This is a genomic window from Kribbella sp. NPDC023855, from assembly GCF_040639475.1.
Classification (GTDB): domain Bacteria; phylum Actinomycetota; class Actinomycetes; order Propionibacteriales; family Kribbellaceae; genus Kribbella.
The window spans coordinates 517,901-536,667 of sequence record NZ_JBFAAA010000004.1 but is presented as its reverse complement, the minus strand read 5'-3'; the positions used below and the strand labels follow the sequence as shown (position 1 = coordinate 536,667).

20 protein-coding genes are annotated in these 18,767 nt (G+C 68.4%); 8 read left to right on the top strand and 12 right to left on the bottom strand.

The window, feature by feature from the left end; translation table 11 throughout:
- Positions 1-17: 17 nt before the first annotated feature.
- The 3 genes from AB0F51_RS17740 to AB0F51_RS17730 are packed head-to-tail and all read right to left on the bottom strand — an operon-like array spanning position 18 to position 3,626.
- Positions 18-980, bottom strand: coding sequence for a carbohydrate ABC transporter permease (locus AB0F51_RS17740; RefSeq protein WP_360281025.1), 963 nt, complete (start codon positions 978-980; stop codon positions 18-20).
- Complete coding sequence (locus tag AB0F51_RS17735; RefSeq protein ID WP_360281023.1) at positions 977-1,975, bottom strand: ABC transporter permease subunit; 999 nt, start codon at positions 1,973-1,975, stop codon at positions 977-979. Before AB0F51_RS17735 ends, AB0F51_RS17740 begins: the two co-directional genes overlap by 4 nt.
- The gene (locus AB0F51_RS17730) at positions 1,959-3,626 is read right to left on the bottom strand and encodes an extracellular solute-binding protein (protein ID WP_360281021.1); all 1,668 of its coding nucleotides are present in this window, start codon (positions 3,624-3,626) and stop codon (positions 1,959-1,961) included. The genes AB0F51_RS17735 and AB0F51_RS17730 overlap by 17 nt, the downstream gene beginning before the upstream one ends.
- 154 nt (positions 3,627-3,780) lie before the next feature.
- Between AB0F51_RS17730 and AB0F51_RS17725 the strand changes: the two genes are divergently transcribed.
- The 4 genes from AB0F51_RS17725 to AB0F51_RS17710 all read left to right on the top strand — a co-directional run bounded on the left by AB0F51_RS17725 (position 3,781) and on the right by AB0F51_RS17710 (position 11,307).
- Entirely contained in the window at positions 3,781-4,980 is a 1,200-nt protein-coding gene (locus AB0F51_RS17725) for an ROK family transcriptional regulator (RefSeq protein ID WP_360281019.1), read from the top strand.
- A 199-nt stretch (positions 4,981-5,179) separates the two neighbouring features.
- On the top strand, positions 5,180-8,044 hold the full coding sequence (locus tag AB0F51_RS17720) for a glycoside hydrolase family 3 C-terminal domain-containing protein (RefSeq protein WP_360281017.1): 2,865 nt from the start codon (positions 5,180-5,182) through the stop codon (positions 8,042-8,044).
- A complete protein-coding gene (gene xylA / locus AB0F51_RS17715; protein WP_360281015.1) occupies positions 8,041-9,192 on the top strand; it encodes a xylose isomerase in 1,152 nt (383 codons plus the stop codon). Before AB0F51_RS17720 ends, xylA begins: the two co-directional genes overlap by 4 nt.
- A gap of 108 nt (positions 9,193-9,300) precedes the next feature.
- Positions 9,301-11,307 carry a beta-galactosidase gene (locus tag AB0F51_RS17710; protein ID WP_360281013.1) on the top strand — a complete coding sequence of 669 codons (2,007 nt, stop codon included), beginning with the start codon at positions 9,301-9,303 and terminating at the stop codon, positions 11,305-11,307.
- A 13-nt stretch (positions 11,308-11,320) separates the two neighbouring features.
- Here the strand turns inward: AB0F51_RS17710 and AB0F51_RS17705 are convergent, their stop codons facing one another.
- From AB0F51_RS17705 to AB0F51_RS17695, 3 genes are all read right to left on the bottom strand, one after another.
- Entirely contained in the window at positions 11,321-11,803 is a 483-nt protein-coding gene (locus tag AB0F51_RS17705) for an SRPBCC family protein (RefSeq protein ID WP_360281011.1), read from the bottom strand.
- 197 nt (positions 11,804-12,000) lie between these two features.
- Positions 12,001-12,411 (bottom strand): YkvA family protein, encoded by a 411-nt coding sequence (locus AB0F51_RS17700; RefSeq protein ID WP_360281009.1) that lies wholly within the window; start codon positions 12,409-12,411, stop codon positions 12,001-12,003.
- Between the two features lie 23 nt (positions 12,412-12,434).
- A complete protein-coding gene (locus AB0F51_RS17695) occupies positions 12,435-13,325 on the bottom strand; it encodes a serine/threonine-protein kinase (protein ID WP_360281007.1) in 891 nt (296 codons plus the stop codon).
- Between the two features lie 364 nt (positions 13,326-13,689).
- Here AB0F51_RS17695 and AB0F51_RS17690 point away from each other — a divergent pair, with 364 nt between their 5' ends.
- The 4 genes from AB0F51_RS17690 to AB0F51_RS17675 are packed head-to-tail and all read left to right on the top strand — an operon-like array spanning position 13,690 to position 15,771.
- Positions 13,690-14,247: a hemerythrin domain-containing protein gene (locus tag AB0F51_RS17690; RefSeq protein WP_360281005.1), complete on the top strand. Its 558-nt coding sequence runs from the start codon at positions 13,690-13,692 to the stop codon at positions 14,245-14,247.
- Between the two features lie 5 nt (positions 14,248-14,252).
- Positions 14,253-14,504: a hypothetical protein gene (locus AB0F51_RS17685; protein WP_360281003.1), complete on the top strand. Its 252-nt coding sequence runs from the start codon at positions 14,253-14,255 to the stop codon at positions 14,502-14,504.
- Positions 14,505-14,532: 28 nt separating this feature from the next.
- Positions 14,533-14,886 carry a hypothetical protein gene (locus AB0F51_RS17680; RefSeq protein WP_360281001.1) on the top strand — a complete coding sequence of 118 codons (354 nt, stop codon included), beginning with the start codon at positions 14,533-14,535 and terminating at the stop codon, positions 14,884-14,886.
- A gap of 18 nt (positions 14,887-14,904) precedes the next feature.
- Complete coding sequence (locus tag AB0F51_RS17675; RefSeq protein ID WP_360280999.1) at positions 14,905-15,771, top strand: alpha/beta hydrolase; 867 nt, start codon at positions 14,905-14,907, stop codon at positions 15,769-15,771.
- Positions 15,772-15,816: 45 nt separating this feature from the next.
- On the opposite strand, the gene AB0F51_RS17670 is transcribed toward AB0F51_RS17675, so the two are convergent.
- From AB0F51_RS17670 to AB0F51_RS17645, 6 genes are all read right to left on the bottom strand, one after another.
- The gene (locus AB0F51_RS17670) at positions 15,817-16,218 is read right to left on the bottom strand and encodes a hypothetical protein (protein ID WP_360280997.1); all 402 of its coding nucleotides are present in this window, start codon (positions 16,216-16,218) and stop codon (positions 15,817-15,819) included.
- A gap of 113 nt (positions 16,219-16,331) precedes the next feature.
- Positions 16,332-17,174: an SDR family oxidoreductase gene (locus AB0F51_RS17665; protein WP_360280995.1), complete on the bottom strand. Its 843-nt coding sequence runs from the start codon at positions 17,172-17,174 to the stop codon at positions 16,332-16,334.
- Entirely contained in the window at positions 17,171-17,638 is a 468-nt protein-coding gene (locus tag AB0F51_RS17660) for an SRPBCC family protein (RefSeq protein ID WP_360280993.1), read from the bottom strand. The genes AB0F51_RS17665 and AB0F51_RS17660 overlap by 4 nt, the downstream gene beginning before the upstream one ends.
- 103 nt (positions 17,639-17,741) lie before the next feature.
- Positions 17,742-18,122 carry a VOC family protein gene (locus tag AB0F51_RS17655; RefSeq protein WP_360280991.1) on the bottom strand — a complete coding sequence of 127 codons (381 nt, stop codon included), beginning with the start codon at positions 18,120-18,122 and terminating at the stop codon, positions 17,742-17,744.
- Between the two features lie 19 nt (positions 18,123-18,141).
- Positions 18,142-18,549 (bottom strand): ester cyclase, encoded by a 408-nt coding sequence (locus AB0F51_RS17650; RefSeq protein ID WP_360280989.1) that lies wholly within the window; start codon positions 18,547-18,549, stop codon positions 18,142-18,144.
- Positions 18,546-18,758 (bottom strand): hypothetical protein, encoded by a 213-nt coding sequence (locus tag AB0F51_RS17645; protein ID WP_360280987.1) that lies wholly within the window; start codon positions 18,756-18,758, stop codon positions 18,546-18,548. The genes AB0F51_RS17650 and AB0F51_RS17645 overlap by 4 nt, the downstream gene beginning before the upstream one ends.
- Positions 18,759-18,767: the final 9 nt, after the last annotated feature.

Below are 18,767 nucleotides of genomic sequence, written 5' to 3'. Positions count from 1 at the left end.
CCTCAGAACGGGACAGTTCAGCCCTTGACCGCGCCGATGATGACGCCCTTGGTGAAGTGCCGCTGGATGAACGGGTAGACCAGCAGGACCGGTACGACGGCGATCACGACGATCGCCATCTTGATCGCCAGACTCGGCGCGGGTGACAGACCCATCCCGCTGCCGCTGGTGACTCCGCCGGCACCGGTCGGCAGGACCTGCGCCTGCACGATGTAGGTCCGCAGCACCATCTGCAGCGGCCACTTGTTGTTGTCGTTCAGGTAGAGCATCGCGTTGAAGAAGGCGTTCCAGTAGCCGACGGCGTAGAACAGCCCGACCACCGCGACCACCGCCTTGGACAGCGGCAGCACGATCCGGCTCAGCACCGCGAACTCCCCGGCGCCGTCGATCCGGGCACTGTCGATCAGCTCACCCGGGATCCCCATGAAGAAGGACCGCATCACGATCAGGTTGAACGCCGAGATCGCGGTCGGCAGGATCAGCGAGGCGTAGCTGTCGATCAGGCCCAGTGCGTTCACCACCAGATAGCTCGGGATGATGCCCGGCCCGAACAGGAAGGTCAGCAGCACCACGAACAACAGCGGCCGGTGGAACAACGACCCGGGCCGCGACAACCCGTACGCCGCGAGCACGGTGAGCCCCAAGCTGAACGCGGTACCGACGAAGGTGATCACGGTACTGATCAGCAGCGCCCGGGTGACCACGCCACCGGACAGCAGCTGCACGTAGGCGGCGATGGTCAGCTCGCGCGGTACGACGACCAGCCCGCCGGCCCGGGTGACGGCTTCCGTGCTGGACAAGCTGGTGACCACGACGACGTACAGGGGGAAGGTCACCAGCAGCGCGACGAGTGCCAGTACGATGGGCTTGCTGAGCCGGCCGAAGAACGACGGCGGCTCTTCCCAGACCGGGCGACCGGCCTCGATGCCCGACCGGCGCCGCGCGAGCTGCCGCGCGCTGGTCAACGTTTGTGAGCTCATGATCGGGAGTACACCCCTTGCTCGCCCACCATATGGGCGAATCGGTTGGCCACCAGGACGAGAACGAGTCCGACCACACCCTTGAAGAGTCCGGCCGCCGCGCCGTAGCCGAAGTCACCGACCAGCAGGCCCTGGTAGTAGACGTAGGTGTCGAGCACCTCGGCCGCGCCACCGCCGACGGCGCTGCGCTGCAGGATGAACTGCTCGAAGCCGACGGTCAGCGCATCGCCCAGGCGCAGGATCAGCAGCAGCACGATGACCGGGCGCAGGCCGGGCAGGGTGATGTGCCACAGCCGCCGCCAGCGGTTCGCGCCGTCGGCCGCGGCCGCCTCGTACAAGGCGGGGTTGATGGTGCTGAGCGCGGCGAGGAACACGATCATTCCCCAGCCGGCGTCCTTCCAGATCGACTGCGCCGTCACCAGCACGATGAACGAGTCGGGTTTGGTCATCAGGTCCACCGCCTCGTACCCGTGGTTCCGCAGGGTCTGCGCGAGCAGCCCGGCGCCACCGATCATCTGCTGGAACAGCGAGACGACCAGCACCCAGGAGAAGAAGTGCGGCAGGTAGACGACCCCCTGGAAGAGGGTGCGCAGCCGGGTGGACAGCACGCTGTTCATCAGCAGCGCCAGCCCGATCGGGATCGGGAAGTAGAAGACCAGCTGGAAGAGCGTGATCGACAGGGTGTTGAACAACGCCTTCCAGAACGCCGGCTCGGAGAACATCCGGCTGAAGTTGGCGAAGCCGATGAACTCGCTGTCCCGGATCCCGGTGTACGGGGAGTAGTCCTGGAACGCGATCACGTTGCCGAGGGTCGGAATGTAGTGGAACGCCAGGAGCAGGACGATCACCGGCAGGGTCATCACCAGCAGCGGCCAGTCCCGCCGCAGCCGGTGGCGCCAGTTGGCACCTCCGGCCTTGGCGCTGCCGCGCTTGGCGCCGCCGCCCTTCGGGGCCTGCGGCGCCTTGCTCCGGCGTCCGCTAACGACCGTTGTCACTGAGCACCTTGGCGTAGAAGTCGCGGCCCTCGTTCCCCCCGTTGGTCTGCCACTCCTTGATAGCGACCTTCAGGTCGCTCATCGGGCGACGGCCCCGGTAGATGTCCTGGAGCTTGTCGTCGAACGGCTGGGCCAGGGCCGCCATCTTGCTCGGCTGCTCCACCCGGATGCCCTCGAACAGGTTCTTCTCCCGCAGCTTGGCGGCGTCGTTCTGCCACTTCGACATCGCCTCGACGTAGCCCGGGTACTCGCTCTGCGAGATCGCGCCGGGACGGCCACCGAGGAAGATGTACGTGGCGGCCACCTCCTTCTGACCCAGTGCGGTCAGCTTGGGCGCACCCGAGCTCTCCTTGGTGTAGTGCTTGCCCTCGACACCGTAGTTGTAGAGCTGGTTCTCCTCGGTGCCGAACGGTGCGGACGTGTAGTTGAGCACGCCCAGCAGCTCGGCGATCCGGTCGTTGCCCAGGCCCTTCTTGATGAACGTGAACAGGCCCGCCGGGTCGCCGCCCCAGGTGACCGCCTTCCCGCCGTCATGGGCGAACGGCGTGATCGCCTGCATGTTGAACTTGGGGTTGATCGACAGCTGGCGCTGCAGCGTCTCGGCCCAGGCGCCGAGGCCGTCCTGCCGGACCACGATCTGGCCGCCTTCGAACAGCGGCTTCTCGTCGGTGCTCTTGTTGCCGACGATGGTCGGGTGCACGTAGCCGGACTGGAAGACCCGGCGGACGAAGGCGACCGCCTCCTCGAACTCGGGCGTCTCGATCTTGTTGACCAGCTTGCCGTCGGACTCCTTGCGCCACGCCGACGGCGCCCCGAAGGCGCGCTGCACCTCGTCGGTGATCCCGCCGAAGGCCCAGCGGTTCCGCTTCGCGTCGGTCAGCTGCTTGCCCAGGGCGAAAAGCTCCTCGGTGGTCTTCGGCGGTGCGGCGCCGACCTGGTCGAAGATGTCCTTGCGGTAGAACAGCGCCCAGGGGAAACCGTCGGAGGGGAACGGCACCGCCTTGAGCTGCGAGTTCCACACGCCGTACGCCCACGCCCGGGTCGGCACGTTCGCCAGCATCGGGTACGCCGTGGACTTGTCGCCGGCCAGGTGCGGGGTCAGGTCCTCGAAGAGCTTCTCGACCGCCTGGCCGAACCGGGTCAGGCCGGAGATGTTCCAGCCCGGCACGCAGAGCAGCTCCGGGACGTTGCCGGAGGCAAGCAACGGGCCGAGCTTGTCGCCGTAGTCGATCCCGCTCAGGATGTTGAACCGGACCGGTGCGCCGATCCGCTCGTTGTTGGCGTCGAAGTACGAGTTGTTGCCCAGGCCGGGCGGCAGCGGGGCCCACAGCGGGGTCATCGCGGTGACCTCCTTGCCGCTGCGGACGGCCTTCTCCGGCACCGCGCGCTTCAGCTCGGCCGGGTACTTGGTGAAGCCCGGCGACGCACCGTTCTCGCCGGGCAAATCCGGCTTGACGCCCTCGTAAGCGATGTACTTCGGCAGCAGGCCGGCCAGCTTGTCCTCGGTCTCGGCCGTGCCGCCGGTGGACGGCTTCCCCTTCCCGTCGGAGCACCCGGCAAGCGTGGCGCCGCCGGCCGTCACCGCCGCGCCGGCACCGAGTAAGGAGATGAAAGTCCGGCGGCTGGTGGAGCCGCCTACTGGTCCGGTCACGATGAGATCCCTCTCGCACTGGGAACGGACGCCCGTTCCGGGTAGTATTAGTTGGGCTAGTAGCCAAACAAATTAGCTCACGCCGGATTGCTCCACAAGGTGTAGAACTGAAGCAGCCAGATGGCGACCGGCGAACGAGTCGACAGGACGGACCTTGATCACACAGACCGCGGACCACACCGACGTCCGCGCCACCAACTTGGCTGCCGTGCTGGGCTACCTCCGGCGCGAGGCACCCTGTTCGCGCGCCGCGATCGCGGCCGGGACCGGCTTGAACAAGGCCACTGTCACCAGCATCGTCGCCGATCTGATCGACCGGCACCTGGTCCGGGAGACGCAGCAGACGCAGAACCATGTCGGCCGGCCCGCCACCTTGCTGGTCCTCGACGGCTCGGCGTACGCCGCGATCGGCCTGGAGGTCAGCGCCCGCGGTTTGAGCGCCTTTGCCTACGACTCGGCCGGTGGTCAGCTGCTGCGCTGGCACCGGGCGGGACCGGGCGTCGACGCCGGGCCGGCCAAGACGGTCGCCGCCTTGGCCGCCTTGGCCCGGCGCGCACTCGCGACCGTCGATTCCTCAGGCCGGCAGGCTCTCGGGCTGACCGTGGGTGTGCCCGGTCTGGTGAACCGGGAGGGCGCTGTCGTGCTGGCCGCTGGTCTCGGTTGGCGCGACGTCCCCTTGCGCGCCGACCTGGTCCAGGCACTCGGCCGGCCGGACCTGCCGGTGATGGTCGACAACGATGCCAACCTCGGCGTGCTGGCCGAGCACCGGTACGGACCGCACGCCGGCAGTCCCAACCTCATCCACCTCAGCGGCGACACCGGCATCGGAGCCGGGATCATCTGCGACGGACGCCCTCTGCGCGGCAATCTCGGGTACGTCGGCGAGGTCGGGCATCTCCAGGTCGTACCGGACGGACCCCGCTGCGGGTGTGGCCGGCGCGGCTGTCTCGAGGCGCTGGCCGGCATTCCGGCGATCCTGGCCAGGATCGACCCGGACGGCCCGGGCGACCCCGATCCCCAGGTCCGGTTGGAGCAGGTGATCCGCCGTGCCGAGGCCAACGACGCCGAGGTGATCAAGATCCTCACCGATGTCGGTCGCCACCTCGGGCAGGGCATCTCCGTGCTGGCGAACGTGCTGAACCCGAGCGCGGTCCTGCTGGGCGGCTCCTACGCGTTGCTCGCCGAGTGGCTGATCCCTTCGGCCCAGAACGAGCTGCGCGAGCGCGCGCTGGCCCCGGACGCGGGCGGTTGCGCCATCCTTGCCTCTACCTTCGGTCACGACGGCACCCCGATCGGCGCCGTCGCGCGCTCCCTCGATCGCCTCGACGCCGGGCGGCTGCCCTCCGCCCGGTGATCGCGCTCAGGTCTTGACCAGTCGCACAGAGGATGCGAACCTCTGAGTCACTCCGTCGTAACACGGTCGTCATGAGCCGAGACGGATTTTTCTGCCCCTGTTGTCGAAGCGCTTCGATTGACTATCGTCCGGCTCTTCCCGGTACTTGATCGAAGCGCTTCGAGCCCTCCCCGTCGAGCCAGTAGCGGAGTCCGATTCGATGAACACCCCCGCCACTCCCCCGTTCCGCGACCCGGCCCGCGTCCTCGACGAGCGGATCGACGACCTGCTCGGCCGGCTGACCCTGCCGGAGAAGCTGGGCCTGCTGCACCAGCACCAGGCAGCGGTACCGCGGCTCGGGCTGGCCTCCTTCCGGACCGGCACCGAAGCCCTGCACGGCCTCGCCTGGCTCGGGCCCGCCACGGTCTTCCCGCAGGCGGTCGGCCTGGCCACCACCTGGAATCCCGAGCTGGTCCAGGCCGTCGCCGAAGCGGTCAGCGACGAGGTCCGGGTGTTCCACCAGAAGGATCCGGCGGGCGCCGGCCTGAACGTCTGGGCACCGGTGGTGAACCCGCTCCGCGACCCGCGCTGGGGCCGGAACGAGGAGGGCTACTCCGAGGACCCGTGGCTGACCGGCGTGATCGCCATCGCCTACGGCCGCGGCCTGATCGGTGACCAGCCTGGCTACCTGAAGACCGCGCCGACGCTCAAGCACTTCCTCGCCTACAACAACGAGACCGACCGGTGCGAGACGTCGAGCAACATGCCGCCACGGGTCCTGCACGAGTACGAGCTGCCAGCGTTCCGGGCCCCGTTCCAGGCCGGTGCGGCGGTCGCGATGATGCCGTCGTACAACCTGGTGAACGGCCGCCCGGCGCACCTCAGCCCGCTCATCAACGACGTGGTCCGCGGCTGGACGACGGACGAGATCCTGGTGGTCAGCGACGCGGGCGCCCCGGCGAACCTGGTGAAGCCGCAGCACTACTACCCGGACGGGCCGTCCTCGTACGCCGCGGCAGTGCGGGCCGGGGTCGACAGTTTCACCCAGGACGATGCTGACGCCGGTCCGTCGACCCGTCACCTCGAAGCCGCCCTCGAGCTGGGCCTGCTCACCGAGGCCGACATCGACACGGCCGCCCGGCGGGCGATCGCGATCCGCTGCCGGCTGGGCGAACTCGACCCGCCGGAAATCGATCCGTACCGATCCCTCGCCCCGGATCTGGTGAACTGCCCCGCGCATCAGGAGCTCGCGCTCGAGGCCGCCCGGCAGTCCGTAGTACTGCTGAAGAACGAGTGCCAGGTACTGCCGCTGGATGCCGAGTCGACCGGCCTGGTCGCCGTGATCGGCCCGCTCGCGAACACCTTGTTCGAGGACTGGTACTCCGGGACGCTGCCCTACCGCGTGACCGCGCTCGACGGCATCGTCGAGCGGCTCGGCGCGGAGCGGGTGGAGTACTGCGAAGGCGTTGACCGGATTGCTGTCCGAGTAGCCGGGACCGGTGTGCGGCTGACCGTCGGCGTTGACGGTCAGCTGCATGCCTCGGCGGGCGGTGCCGACGAGGATGCCTGGTTCGACGTCTTCGACTGGGGCGGCGATGCTTGCGCCCTGCGCTCGGTGGGCAACGGCCAGCACCTGACTGCCATGGACGATGGAACGCTCGTCGCCAACCAGCCTGGCCCGAACGGCTGGGAGGTCAAGCAGACCTTCCAGCTGATCAGGACCCCCGAGGGAACCACCCTGATCCGGCAGCTCAGTACCGGCCTCTTCCTCCAGGTGGATGGTGCCGTGACGCTGGCCGATCGCGCGCAGGCCACCGCCTTTGACGTGGAGGTCGTCGTCGACGGTGCCGCCAGCGGTGCCGCGGCAGCAGCCCGGGCCGATGCGGTGATCGTTGTAGTCGGCAACCACCCGCTCGTGAACGGCCGGGAGACCGAGGACCGGGCCGAGCTCGACCTGCCCCCGGCGCAGGAACGGTTGGTGCGCGCGGTTCACGGCGCCAACTCCCGCACCGTGCTCGTGATGAGCAGCAGCTATCCGTTCTCGGTCTGCTGGGCGCACCAGAACCTCCCGGCCTTGCTGTGGTCCGCTCACGGCGGCCAGGAGTACGGGCACGCGCTGGCAGACGTCCTGTTCGGCGACTGCGACCCTGCTGGGCGATTGCCCCAGACCTGGTACCGCTCGGCCGCGGACCTACCCGACCTCCTCGACTACGACATCGTCGCCACCGACGCGACCTACCTCTACTACCGCGGCACTCCGCTGTATCCGTTCGGCCACGGCCTCAGCTACACGAACTTCAGCTACTCCGACCTCAGCCTGAGCGCCACGTCGATGCCGGCCGACGGTGAGCTGCGGATCAGCTGCACCGTCACCAACACGGGCAGCCGCGCGGGACAGGAGATCGTGCAGCTCTACACGCATCAGCAGCGGTCGCGGGTAAAGCAGCCGCTCCGGCAGCTGCGCGGGTTCCAGCGACTCTCACTGGAACCGGGCGAGAGCAAGCAGGTCGAGCTGACCCTGGCCGCGGCCGACCTGGCCTTCTGGGACGTCACCCGGGATCGCCCGTGCGTCGAGACCGCGCGGCACAGCATCCTGATCGGCCGTTCCTGCACCGATGCGCGCCTGACGGCAACCGTCGACGTGACCGGTGAGCGGATCCCCGCCCGCCAACTCGCCGCCACTCCCCTGCGGGCCATCAACTTCGACCAGTACTGCGCGATCACCCTGATGCCGGTCACCGCCGACCAGGGCGAAGCCGCTCGCTCCCTCGATCCCGGTGCTTGGCTCGCCTTCGACGACATCGAGCTCGAAGCCGGGCAGTTCGCCTGCACGGCCAGGGCTTCGAACGACGGCTCCGCGACCGGCTCCGTCGAACTGCGGCTCGACGATCCGCTGCACGGCGAGTTGCTCGCCCGCTTCGACGTCGCACCGACCGGAGCGCGGTACAGCTGGCTCGAGGTTCGGTCCGAGCTCGCGGCGTCGCGTGTCTCGGGCACCTTGTACGTGGTCTTCTCGGCCGGCGGTCTCGGCCTGGAGACCCTCACTTTCGATCCGATCTCCTCAAACCTGGAGTTGCCTGAATGACCTCCTATACGCCGGCCAAGAGCGACAAGTTCTCCTTCGGGCTGTGGACCGTGGGGTGGGAGGGTGTGGACGTTTTCGGTACTGCGGTCCGCGCACCGCTCGACCCGGTGCACACCGTCGAGAAGCTGGCCGAACTCGGAGCCGCGGCGGTGTCGTTCCACGACGACGACCTCGTCCCTGACGACGCGACCCGTCAGCAGACGCTGACCCGCTTCTCCAAGGCCTTGGCCGACAACGACATGGTCGTGGAAATGGCGACCACGAACCTGTTCAGCCACCCGGTCTTCAAGGACGGTGGCCTGACGGCCAACGACCGTGAGGTACGCCGGTACGCGCTGGCCAAGATCCTGCGCAACGTCGATCTCGCCGCCGAGCTGGGCGCGAAGACCTACGTGTTGTGGGGCGGCCGCGAAGGTGCTGAGTCGGGTGGCTCCAAGGACGTGCATGCGGCGCTGGACCGCTATAAGGAGTCGATGGACCTGCTCTGCAGCTATGTGCGCGAGCAGGGCTATGACATCCGGTTCGCGCTGGAGCCGAAGCCCAATGAGCCGCGCGGTGACATCTTGTTGCCGACGATCGGGCATGCAATCGCGTTCATCAACGATCTCGAGCACCCTGACCTGGTCGGCATCAACCCGGAGATCGGGCACGAGCAGATGGCCGGGCTCAACTACGCCCACGGGATCGCGCAAGCGATCTGGCACGGCAAGCTGTTCCACATCGACCTGAACGGTCAGCACGGGCCTCGCTTCGACCAGGACCTGCGCTTCGGCGCGGGCAACTTGCGCGAGGCGTTCTGGACTGTCGATGTCCTGCAGGGCACTCCGGGTTATGACGGGTTTGTGCACTTCGACTACAAGCCGCCGCGCACCGAAGACGTCGAAGGGGCCTGGGAGACCGCGCGCGCTTGTATGCGCAACTACCTGATCCTGCGGGAGAAGGTCCAGGCCTTCCGGGCCGACCCCGAGGTCGCCGAAGCGGTGGCCGCGGCTCGGGTTGCCGAGCTTGCTCAGCCGACGCTGGCTGAAGGCGAGTCGCTGGAGGACCTGCGCAAGGCGACCTATGACGCGGATGCGCTGGCCCAGCGTGGTCTCGGGTTCGAGCGGCTCGACCAACTGGCGATGGAGCACCTGCTGGGTGTCCGATAGCGGTCAGCTGAACCGCAGGACTGTGCACGTTCACAGTCCTGCGGCTCGCCTACACTTGCCGTGCGGCGCAGCAGACGCTGGGATCGTGCACAGAGCAAGGGAGCAAGTGTGGGTTCGACAGGGTGGCTTCCCGGGGTGTCCGCGATCAGCTACGGCGGTGACTACAACCCCGAGCAGTGGCCGGAGGAGACCTGGGCCGAGGACGTCGAGCTGATGCGTCAGGCCGGGGTGAACCTGGTCAGCATCGGGATCTTCTCCTGGGCGCTGATCGAGCCGCGCCGCGGCGAGTACGACTTCGGCTGGATGGACCGCCTGTTCGAGCTGCTGCACTCCGCGGGGATCCGGATCAGCCTCGGTACGCCGACCGCGTCCCCGCCGGCGTGGTTCTTCCACGAGCACCCCGAGGCCCGCGTCGTCTCGCGGGACGGCACCACGCTGGGGTTCGGCTCACGCGGAATGGCCAGCCCGAGCTCAGCGGCGTACCGGGAAGCCAGTACGTCGATCGCTCGGGTGCTGGCGAAGCGCTACGGCAGTCACCCGGCGTTGGCCGTCTGGCATGTCCACAACGAGTACGGCGCTCCCGTGTCGGAGTGCTACTCCCCTGCCAGCAGTGAGGCGTTTCGCGGTTGGCTGCAAGAGCGGTACGGATCGCTCGACGAACTCAACAGCGCTTGGGGCACGGCGTTCTGGGGACAGCGCTACCACGAGTGGCAGCACATCTCGGCACCGGCGGTCTCGGCCAGTGTGGTCAACCCGGCGCAGCGGCTGGACTTCGCCCGCTACACCTCGGACGCGTTGCTGCAGTGCTTCATCGCCGAGCGGGACGCGATCCGGGCCGAGTGCCCGAACGTCCCGATCACCACGAACTTCATGGCCGGGACCTGCCCGTCGGTCGACCTGTGGAAGTGGGTCGACGCGGTCGACATCGTTGCCAACGACCACTATCTGGTCGCCGAGGACCCGCGCAACCAGGTCGGTCTGGCGCTGTCGGCGGACCTGACCCGATCGATTGCCCAGGGCAAGCCCTGGATGCTGATGGAGCACTCGACCTCGGGCGTCAACTGGCAGCCGCGCAACCTGGCCAAGCGTTCCGGTGAACTGGCTCGCAACGCGCTCAGCCACCTCGGCCGGGGCGCGGAGGCGGTGATGTTCTTCCAGTGGCGGGCGTCCCGGTCGGGCGCGGAGAAGTTCCACTCCGCGATGGTGCCGCACGCCGGGACCGCCAGCCGGGTCTGGTCGGAGGTCTGCTCGCTCGGGCAACGGCTGCGCGGACTCGACGAGCTGCTGGGTTCCGTAGTACGGGCCGAGGTGGCGATCCTGTGGGACTGGGAGTCGTTCTGGGCTCAGGATCTCGAGTGGCGGCCGAGTGAGGACCTGTCGCACCGCGAGCGGGTCAACGCGTACTACGACCGGCTCTGGCGTGACCAGCTGACGGTCGACTTCGCCCATCCCGAGGCCGACCTGTCGGCGTACAAGCTGGTCGTTGCCCCGGCCTCCTATCTCCTCACGCTCAAGGCCGCCGAGAACCTGCGCCGGTTCGTGGAGGGCGGTGGCACGCTGGTCGTCTCCTACTTCTCGGCGATCGTGAACGAGCACGACGCCGTCCATGCCGGTGGGTTCGTCGCTCCGCTGCGCGACGTGCTCGGGCTGACTGTCGAGGAGTTCCTGCCGCTGCGCGCGGGCGAGACGGTGTCGCTGACGCTCGACGGCATCAGCGGGGATGTGTGGACAGATGACATCGCGCTGGCGGGCGCGGAGGTGGTCGCCGCGTTCGAGGACGGGCCCGCCGCCGGGAAACCCGCGATCACCCGCAACGAGCTGGGCGACGGGTCGGCCTGGTACGTCTCGACGCGACTGGATGCCGACCAGCTGTCCGTAGTACTGGACGGTGCCTATGCCGATGCCGGGTTGAAGCGCGGCGAAGGCCCGGAGGAACTGGAGCTGGTACGCCGGCACGGCGCGACCGCCGACTACCTGATCGCGATCAACCACGGCACGAAGCCGGCCGAGCTCGCGGTCGCCGGCACGGACCTGCTCACCGGCGACCAGGGCGAATCGCTCAAGGTCGACTCAGGCAGCGTACGCATCGTGCGGCTGGCCGACCCCGAGGTCTAGTCACGCGGCGGGATCAGGCGTCGGGGGCGTCGCCGGTGGTGGTGCGTTGCTCGAGGGCGGTCTTGATGCCTTCGAGGGAGCGGCGCACTTGTTCGTCGACGGCCGGGTCGGCGTCGTGGCCGGTGTGGATCCGGACGGTGAGCTTCGAGGTGCCGTCGGAGACGAAGTCGACGTCCAGCTCGCCGTGGTAGTCGGAGTCGCCCGGCCCCGCCCAGCGGAGTTTGCGGTTCTCCTCGATGACGTCGATCGTCGCCTCGGTGTGCCGCTCCTGCTCTCCCGAGTCACTCGGTACGACGGCCGTCACCTCGACGTCCTCGTGCACGGGCTCCCCGGGCTGCCGTGCTTCCATCCCCTGCGCTTCGTCGGGTCGCGGGCCGGTCCGGTGGACCCCGGTCATCCGGGGCAGGTACGCGGGCATGTTCTCGATGTCCGCAAGGTAGTCGAAGAGGATGTTCGGGGCAACATCCACCGTCGTCGACGCTTCGTGATCAGCCATGCGAACTCCCTGGTTTCTGCGGATGCCTTCTGCTCTCGGTGCCCCCGGTCCGGGGCGCAGAAACCACGCGTTTGACCAGCTTTCCGACCGGGTACCCCCACGCGTGGCGGTCAGGGTCGGGCAGGTCGCCTCCGGAAGGGCCCAAGCCCCCTGGCCGCCGCTAACCCCAGCGTTCTGGCTCGGAGCCGCACGGCGGCTCAGGAATCCGGTAGGCCGGCCAGACGGCGTACGGCGGCGAGTCCGTCCGGCGAACCGGGCCAGTGCCGGTCCAGCGCTGCCGGGCCGGCCCGGCGGGTGACCGACCTGAGCGCGAACGCGACGATCACCGCGTCATCGGCGTACCCGATCACCGGGATGAAGTCGGGTACCAGGTCGAACGGCAATGCGAGGTAGGCCACCAGCAGCCACAACCTGATCCGCACCCCACGAGGCAAGGTCCGATCCGCGGCGAGCCGGCGGATCAACCGCAGCAGGTCGGGCAGTAGCCGCAAGGCATCCTGGATCCGCAGTTGGTCGGGCCGCACCAACCACAGCGCGACCATCAGGCCCACCCACAGCAACAGCACACCGGCGGCAACGCCGACCAGCACCTGCCACGCCTCACTCATCGGGCCATTGTGGACCGTCGGTGTTACGCCAGCCCAGCCAGGGCTTCGGTCACTGCGAGCTCCGCGGAATCAAGCGGGTGAGGGACGTCGAGGTGAGTCTCAGGCGTGGTCAGGTAGACGTCCTGGCACCAAGCGGCGACCTCTTCCGCGTCGGGCCGGTCCTCCGGGCTTTTGGCGAGCATGCGCATCAGGTAGTGGCGGAAGCCGCTGTCGACGCAGGTCGGCCGGACCGGTACCGCGGCGAGGTGCTGGCGTAGTACGCCGGTGGGGGTGTCGGCGACGAAGGGTGGGTCGCCGGTCAGCAACTGGTACAGGACGCAGCCGAGTGAGTAGATGTCGGACGCGGGGCCCACCGGTTCGGCTCGGGCGCGCTCGGGGGCGACGTAGTAACTGGTGCCGAGGACCCGGCCGTCCTCGGTGTCGATCTCGGTGTCGTGGCTGGATCGGTCACTCACGAAGCACGCGATGCCGAAGTCGGCGATCTTGATGGTGCCGTCGGCGGCCACCAGCAGGTTGCTGGGCTTGATGTCGCGGTGAATCACGCCTTCGCGGTGCGCCGCCGACAGTCCTTCCGCCGCTTGCGCGATGACCTCGGCGGCGGTCCGCGGGGTCATCGGACCGTGCTGCCGGAGTGTCGCCGCCAGGGTCTGGCCGACAACCAGTTCCATCACCAGGTAGAAGCTCTGATCATGCGGTCCGAAGTCGTGCACGTCGACGACATGCGGATTGTTGACCACCGCGGCCGCCTGGGCCTCGCGGTGGAACCGTTCAGCGGACTCGGGGTCCGTACTGCCCTGCTTGAGCAGTTTGACCGCGACCGGCCGGGTGAGCACCTCGTCGGTGGCGCGCCAGACCTCGCCCATCCCGCCCTGCCCGATGACAGCTTCGAGTTGGTACCGGTCCGCGACCCGCATGGCCCACCACCTCCTGACGGCTCAATGTTCTTCTGGTACCCGTGTTCGCGGTCCCGCAACAAGGCGGACGAAGCTGTCATGCGGACGAAGGCGAATCGCAATGGTTTCAGCAGGTTTAGACCTGGGAACAGGTCGTTCGGCTTGCTCCTGGTGGCGCGCGTCGGCGAAGTGCGGCGAGGACCACGGGCCGGGTCTTCCCACCGCGCCACCTGCGAGCCGATCTCATCCCTCCCGGGCCTGGTTCCCGAAGCATCTCAGCACAAACACGGAGCCCGCCGCCGGCCGCTTCGCACGGTTTCGGAGCGGGTACAGGCCGCGCAGAACCGCCCTGGACCGGGCGGACCGCAGAGAAAGGGATAGTGGCATGGCTGCCGATGTCGTCGATCTGATCATGCAGGACCACCGGGAGGTCGAGCGGCTGTTCGACGAGCTGAAGGACAACCCGGAGAAGCGCGAGGGCCTCGTACCGGTGCTGACCACGCTCTTGTTCGCGCACAGCCGCGCCGAGGAGTCCGAGGTGTACCCGGTGGCCGCATCCGAGGCCGACGAGGCGGACGAGGTGGCGCACAGCCAGGAAGAGCACGCCGAGGCGGACCAGTTGCTCGAGAAGCTCGCTGCCACCGACCCCACGTCGGCACAGTTCGACAAGGTGCTGCAGAACCTCATCGACGCGGTCAGCCACCACGTCGAGGAGGAGGAGACCAAGGTCCTGCCGGGGATGCGCGCCAACCTGAGCGACGAGCGCCGCCAGCAGCTCGGCGAGGCGTTCGCCGCCAGCCGCAAGCAGCACTTGGGCGACCAGCCGGGGGACGAGACCCGCCAGGACCTGTTGCAGCAGGCCCGCAACGCCGGCCTGTCCGGCACCTCCTCGCTCAGCAAGGACGAGCTGAAGGAGAAGCTGCAGGAGAAGGCCGAGAAGTAGTCGTCATGTCCATCCTGGAACGCCTTCGGCGCTGGCGGCTGTCGCACCAGCTGAACGAGTCGGACGCGCCGGCGGACACGTCCACCGCGATGACCAGAGCCGAAGGCGGCGACCCGGCCGGCGACACGCCGGCCACCACCGGTACCGGCGCGAACGACGAGTTCGTCGGCCGGGTCGCCGGCGACGAGGCCGACACCGGAACGACCGGTGCCGAAGCTCGCTCCGGCCAGGAGGACCGGCCGGACGAGCCGCACTGACACCCGTACGACGAGGAGTTCGAGCACGATGACCGTGAAGTTGAACCGGACCGCTTTCGACCACGCGAAGAGCCTCGCGCGCAAGAAGAAGGTGGTGATGGACGACCGGGACGACTGGAGCGAGCACGCACCGAGCGCGGACGACGAGAACTCCTACCTCGACAAGCACGGCTGGAAGGAGTACGGCCAGTGGTACCTCGGCATCGACACCGAGATGGGCGAGGAGACCAAGGGCCACTACAAGTTCCCGTACGGCGACTTCCGCAAGGTGCACCGCTGCGGTGTGATCAGCGCCGAGTCCCGGGCCGCCCAGAACGACTATGACGACATCGCCAAGGCAGTCGCGGAGCTCCACGAGCTCCTCGACGGCGATCACGCCTGACGGCCGCCCGGGGCACTGATGTTCGAAGGTTTCCAGCTCGACCGGATCGATGTCGGCGACGCAGTACTGCGCGTGCGGCACGGCGGTTCGGGTCCGCCATTGGTTCTCTTGCACGGCCATCCGCGGACCCATACCACCTGGTACCAGGTGGCCCCCGCGTTGGCGGACACGTTCACGGTCGTCTGCCCGGATCTCCGCGGCTACGGCCAGTCGAGCAAACCGGTGACGGACGAGGAGCACACGCCGTACTCGAAGCGCGCGATGGCAGCCGATGTCGCTCAGCTGATGACGACGCTCGGTCACGACGAGTTCGCGGTCGCCGGCCACGACCGCGGCTCGCTCGTCGCCTACCGGACCGCGTTCGATCACCCCGACCGGGTCAGCAAGCTGGTCGTGCTGGACGGCATCCCGATCGTCGAGCATCTCGAACGGTGCGACACCCGGTTCGCGACCGAGTGGTGGCACTGGTTCTTCTTCGCCCAGGCCGAGAACCCGGCCGAGCGGATCATCTGCGCGGATCCGGAGACCTGGTACCGCGCCTGGACCGAGAACTCCCCCAGCCAGCTCGGACCCGAGAACCACGCCGACTTCCTGGCGGCGATCCGCGACCCGGCCACGGTGCACGCGATGCTCGAGGACTATCGCGCCGGGCTCGGGCCGGACCGGCGGGCCGACGAGGAGGATCGCGCGGCCGGGCGGCAGATCACCTGTCCGACGCTGGTGCTGTGGTCGACCAAAGACGATATCGAGCAGCTGTACGGCGATCCGTGCGAGGTCTGGCGTCCGTGGGCCCCTTCGGTGGTCGGGCACGGGATCGACTCGACCCACCACGTGGCTGAGCGCAACCCGGCCGACCTGGTCCGCAGCCTCCGCGCCTTCCTCTGATCCTCTGAGTCAGGTCAGCCTGGGGCGCTGATCCTCTGAGTCAGGTCAGCCTGGGGCGGGCTGGAGTTCGGCGCTGATCCGGGCGCCGCGGAGCAGTCTGAGCACGGCCGGGTCGTGGGTGGCGACCAGGAAGCGCGGACGGGAGCGGAAGCGGGCCTGGGTCTCGCGGACGATCCGCGCGACCAGCTCGGCGCCGTCCACCGAGATGAGCAGATGCAGGCGCAACGTGGCCGGCGCCAGATTGCCGGCCTCCAGCAGCACCTTGCGCAGCGCGACCACCAGCCGCACATCGATGGTCCCCGCAACGGTCACCGTGACGGTCTCCCCGGCGGTAGACAACACGATCTCCCCGGGCGGCAACGCAGGCACGTCACCGCCAAGCCGCTCCACGCTGGTCGCCTCACTCGTTTTCTGTGGTTCGGAGGTCTCGTTGTCGATTTCGTCCACCCGCCCCCTCCGACGTCGGTCCCAAGAGCTCCACCATGCCAGGTGCCAGCAACCCCGCACCACGCTGCGCCGATCCTGAGACCCGGATGGCGGCCGGGGCTCACGCTCCGCGGTCACTCGTCCTTGGCACCCTTCGTCGTCGCCTGTTGCGCAGCCTTGTCGAAAAGCCGGTCGGGCACCAGCCGGCGAATCTTCGGGACAACCATCGCCGCCACCCCGACCGGATACCGGGTCCGGGGCTTCTCGGCGAGGATCGCCTGCTGGATCACAGCAGCGACCTTGTCCGCGTTCGGGCTGTTCTTCGAGGCCTTGCGCAGCGTCTCACGCACAGCATCGATCCGTTCGGCGTACCGCTTGCTGTCCGGCAGCTTGTCCAGGGTCTCGACGGCCTTCGCCCACAGCGGCGTCGCGACCGGACCCGGTTCGACGATCGACACCGCGATCCCGTCCGGTGCCAGCTCCTGGCGCCACGCGTCACCGATCGCCTCGATCGCGTACTTCGACGCGTGGTACGCGCCGGCCAACTGCACCGCGACCAAGCCGCCCATCGATCCGACGAAGATGACCCGGCCGCCCCGGCCACGCCGGAGCAGCGGCAGCACACACTGGGTGACCGAGACCGGCCCGACCACGTTGACGTCCAGCTGATGCCGGAGGCTCTCCACCGGCAGTAGCTCCAGCGGACCGGCGATCCCCTCCCCCGCCACATTGACCACGGCGGTCAACGGCTCCGAGCCGAGCTGCGACGACACCTCTTCCGCCAGCGCTTCGACCGAAGCGCGATTCGTCACGTCGACGGTGTGCACCGACAGACTGGCCGAGGCCCCGCGGGCCAGGATCTCGCCGTCCGCCGCGTCGTGGACTGCGGCGAACACGCGGATCCCGGCCCGGTCCAGGCGCAGGGCCGTAGCGGCGCCGATGCCACTGCCGGCGCCGGTGAGCAGGACAGAAGTCATCGGCTTGCGTCCGGACGCTCGACGTCGCCACGCCAGGCGCCGGTCGACGTACCGCGTTCCTCGATGAACTCCTTGAAGCGCTCGAGGTCGCCCTTGACCCGGCGACTGACCAGCCCGGCCTTGTCCCCGACCTTTTCGGCCAGACCCTCCGGCTCGAAGTCCATCTGCGCGGTGACCCGCGTCTTGGTGTCGTCCAGGCGGTGGAAGGTAACCACACCGGCGTGTCGCGGCTCCGTGTCCGACTTCCAGGCCACCCGCTCTTCGGGGTGCTGCTCGGTGATGGTGGCGTCGAACTCCCGGGTCACACCGGCGATGTTGGTCTTCCAGTGCGTGTGAGTCGGGTCGAGCTGCCTGACCTCTTCGACGCCTTCCATGAACTGCGGGAAGGTCTCGAACTGGGTCCACTGGTTGTAGACGGCGGTGATCGGCGCCTCGACGTCGACCGACTCGATGGTGTCGCTCATCGCTTGCTCCTCTCGCGCCTCCCGACCGGGGAGGCGAGTCGCTTCTGGACTGTCCGCACCCCTGTACCCCCCACGCGCCCGCGAAACCCCGAAGTTGCGCGCGTCACGGCCAGGTTCTGGCAGCGACCGCGAACTCCTCGGGGCTGCTGTGGAGCGGGATGACACAGAGCAGGTGCCCACCGGGAGCCCGCAGCGTGTGACAACCCTCCCAACTGGACACTTCCACCGCACCGAGACCGACCAGCCGCGCGACCTCGGCCGGGACGTCGTCGGTCTCGATGTCGAAGTGGTACCGCGGCTCGTCATCGACCGCCTGGATCGCCGTCACGAACCCGGGCAAGGCGTCCTTCAGTACGACGTACTGCGGCTGCCCCGGCTCCGGCTCGGTACTCACCCCTAGCGCTTCCGCCCAGAACGCCTCGGACTCCCCGGCGCGATCCTTCGGCACATCGATCAAGAACGTACTGACCCGGCTCCTGTGCATTCCCCAAATCTCTCACTGTCTAGTCGCCGTTGGTGAGGAGGTCCCGTACTGCGGAGCCGAGGTCGCCCCAGACTTCGGCGATGCGTCCGTTCTCCAGCCGGTAGACGGCCAGCTCCTGGACCCTGATCCTCCGCCCGGTCGCGGGCACACCACGGAAGGTCCCGGAGTGGGTGCCCGTGTCGACCAGGCGAGCGGCCAGCCAGTCGCCGTCGACCAGCAGGTGCTGCAGATCCCAGTGATAGTCCGGAAAGGCGTCGACCACTGCTTGGCACCCCGCGATGTAGCTCTCCAGACCGTCGTTGCCGTCGCCACCCCGGACATCCTCGGCAACGAACTCACCTAGCTCTTCGAACCGATGCTGGTTGCAGCAGTCGATGTACCGGCGGTAGAAGTCGATCCGCTCGGCGCGCTCGGGCACCCCGGTCACGTCCCGTACGGCGGCCGGTAATCGGGCTGCAGCGTGATGCCGACCTCGGCTGCCTTCGCGCGGACAGCTGCCTCAGGTCGTCCGAGTCGCAGGCCGATCACGCACGGCGGGATGTTGCCGACCGCCAGCTCCGCCAGTTCGGCAAGGTCATCCTCCGTCCACGGTTCGCTCGCGTTGCGGATGGACTGGGCCATCACCATCGATCTCACATCTCCTCG

What these genes read in the sequence shown, in the direction of transcription:
- AB0F51_RS17700 (WP_360281009.1), bottom strand. Translation starts at nt 12,411, where the DNA reads ATGAGTGAGGCGTGGCAGGTGCTGGTCGGCGTTGCCGCCGGTGTGCTG.
- AB0F51_RS17685 (WP_360281003.1), top strand. Translation starts at nt 14,253, where the DNA reads ATGTCCATCCTGGAACGCCTTCGGCGCTGGCGGCTGTCGCACCAGCTG.
- AB0F51_RS17695 (WP_360281007.1), bottom strand. Translation starts at nt 13,325, where the DNA reads ATGCGGGTCGCGGACCGGTACCAACTCGAAGCTGTCATCGGGCAGGGC.
- AB0F51_RS17690 (WP_360281005.1), top strand. Translation starts at nt 13,690, where the DNA reads ATGGCTGCCGATGTCGTCGATCTGATCATGCAGGACCACCGGGAGGTC.
- AB0F51_RS17660 (WP_360280993.1), bottom strand. Translation starts at nt 17,638, where the DNA reads ATGAGCGACACCATCGAGTCGGTCGACGTCGAGGCGCCGATCACCGCC.
- AB0F51_RS17720 (WP_360281017.1), top strand. Translation starts at nt 5,180, where the DNA reads ATGAACACCCCCGCCACTCCCCCGTTCCGCGACCCGGCCCGCGTCCTC.
- AB0F51_RS17680 (WP_360281001.1), top strand. Translation starts at nt 14,533, where the DNA reads ATGACCGTGAAGTTGAACCGGACCGCTTTCGACCACGCGAAGAGCCTC.
- xylA (WP_360281015.1), top strand. Translation starts at nt 8,041, where the DNA reads ATGACCTCCTATACGCCGGCCAAGAGCGACAAGTTCTCCTTCGGGCTG.
- AB0F51_RS17705 (WP_360281011.1), bottom strand. Translation starts at nt 11,803, where the DNA reads ATGGCTGATCACGAAGCGTCGACGACGGTGGATGTTGCCCCGAACATC.
- AB0F51_RS17665 (WP_360280995.1), bottom strand. Translation starts at nt 17,174, where the DNA reads ATGACTTCTGTCCTGCTCACCGGCGCCGGCAGTGGCATCGGCGCCGCT.
- AB0F51_RS17655 (WP_360280991.1), bottom strand. Translation starts at nt 18,122, where the DNA reads ATGCACAGGAGCCGGGTCAGTACGTTCTTGATCGATGTGCCGAAGGAT.
- AB0F51_RS17675 (WP_360280999.1), top strand. Translation starts at nt 14,905, where the DNA reads ATGTTCGAAGGTTTCCAGCTCGACCGGATCGATGTCGGCGACGCAGTA.
- AB0F51_RS17740 (WP_360281025.1), bottom strand. Translation starts at nt 980, where the DNA reads ATGAGCTCACAAACGTTGACCAGCGCGCGGCAGCTCGCGCGGCGCCGG.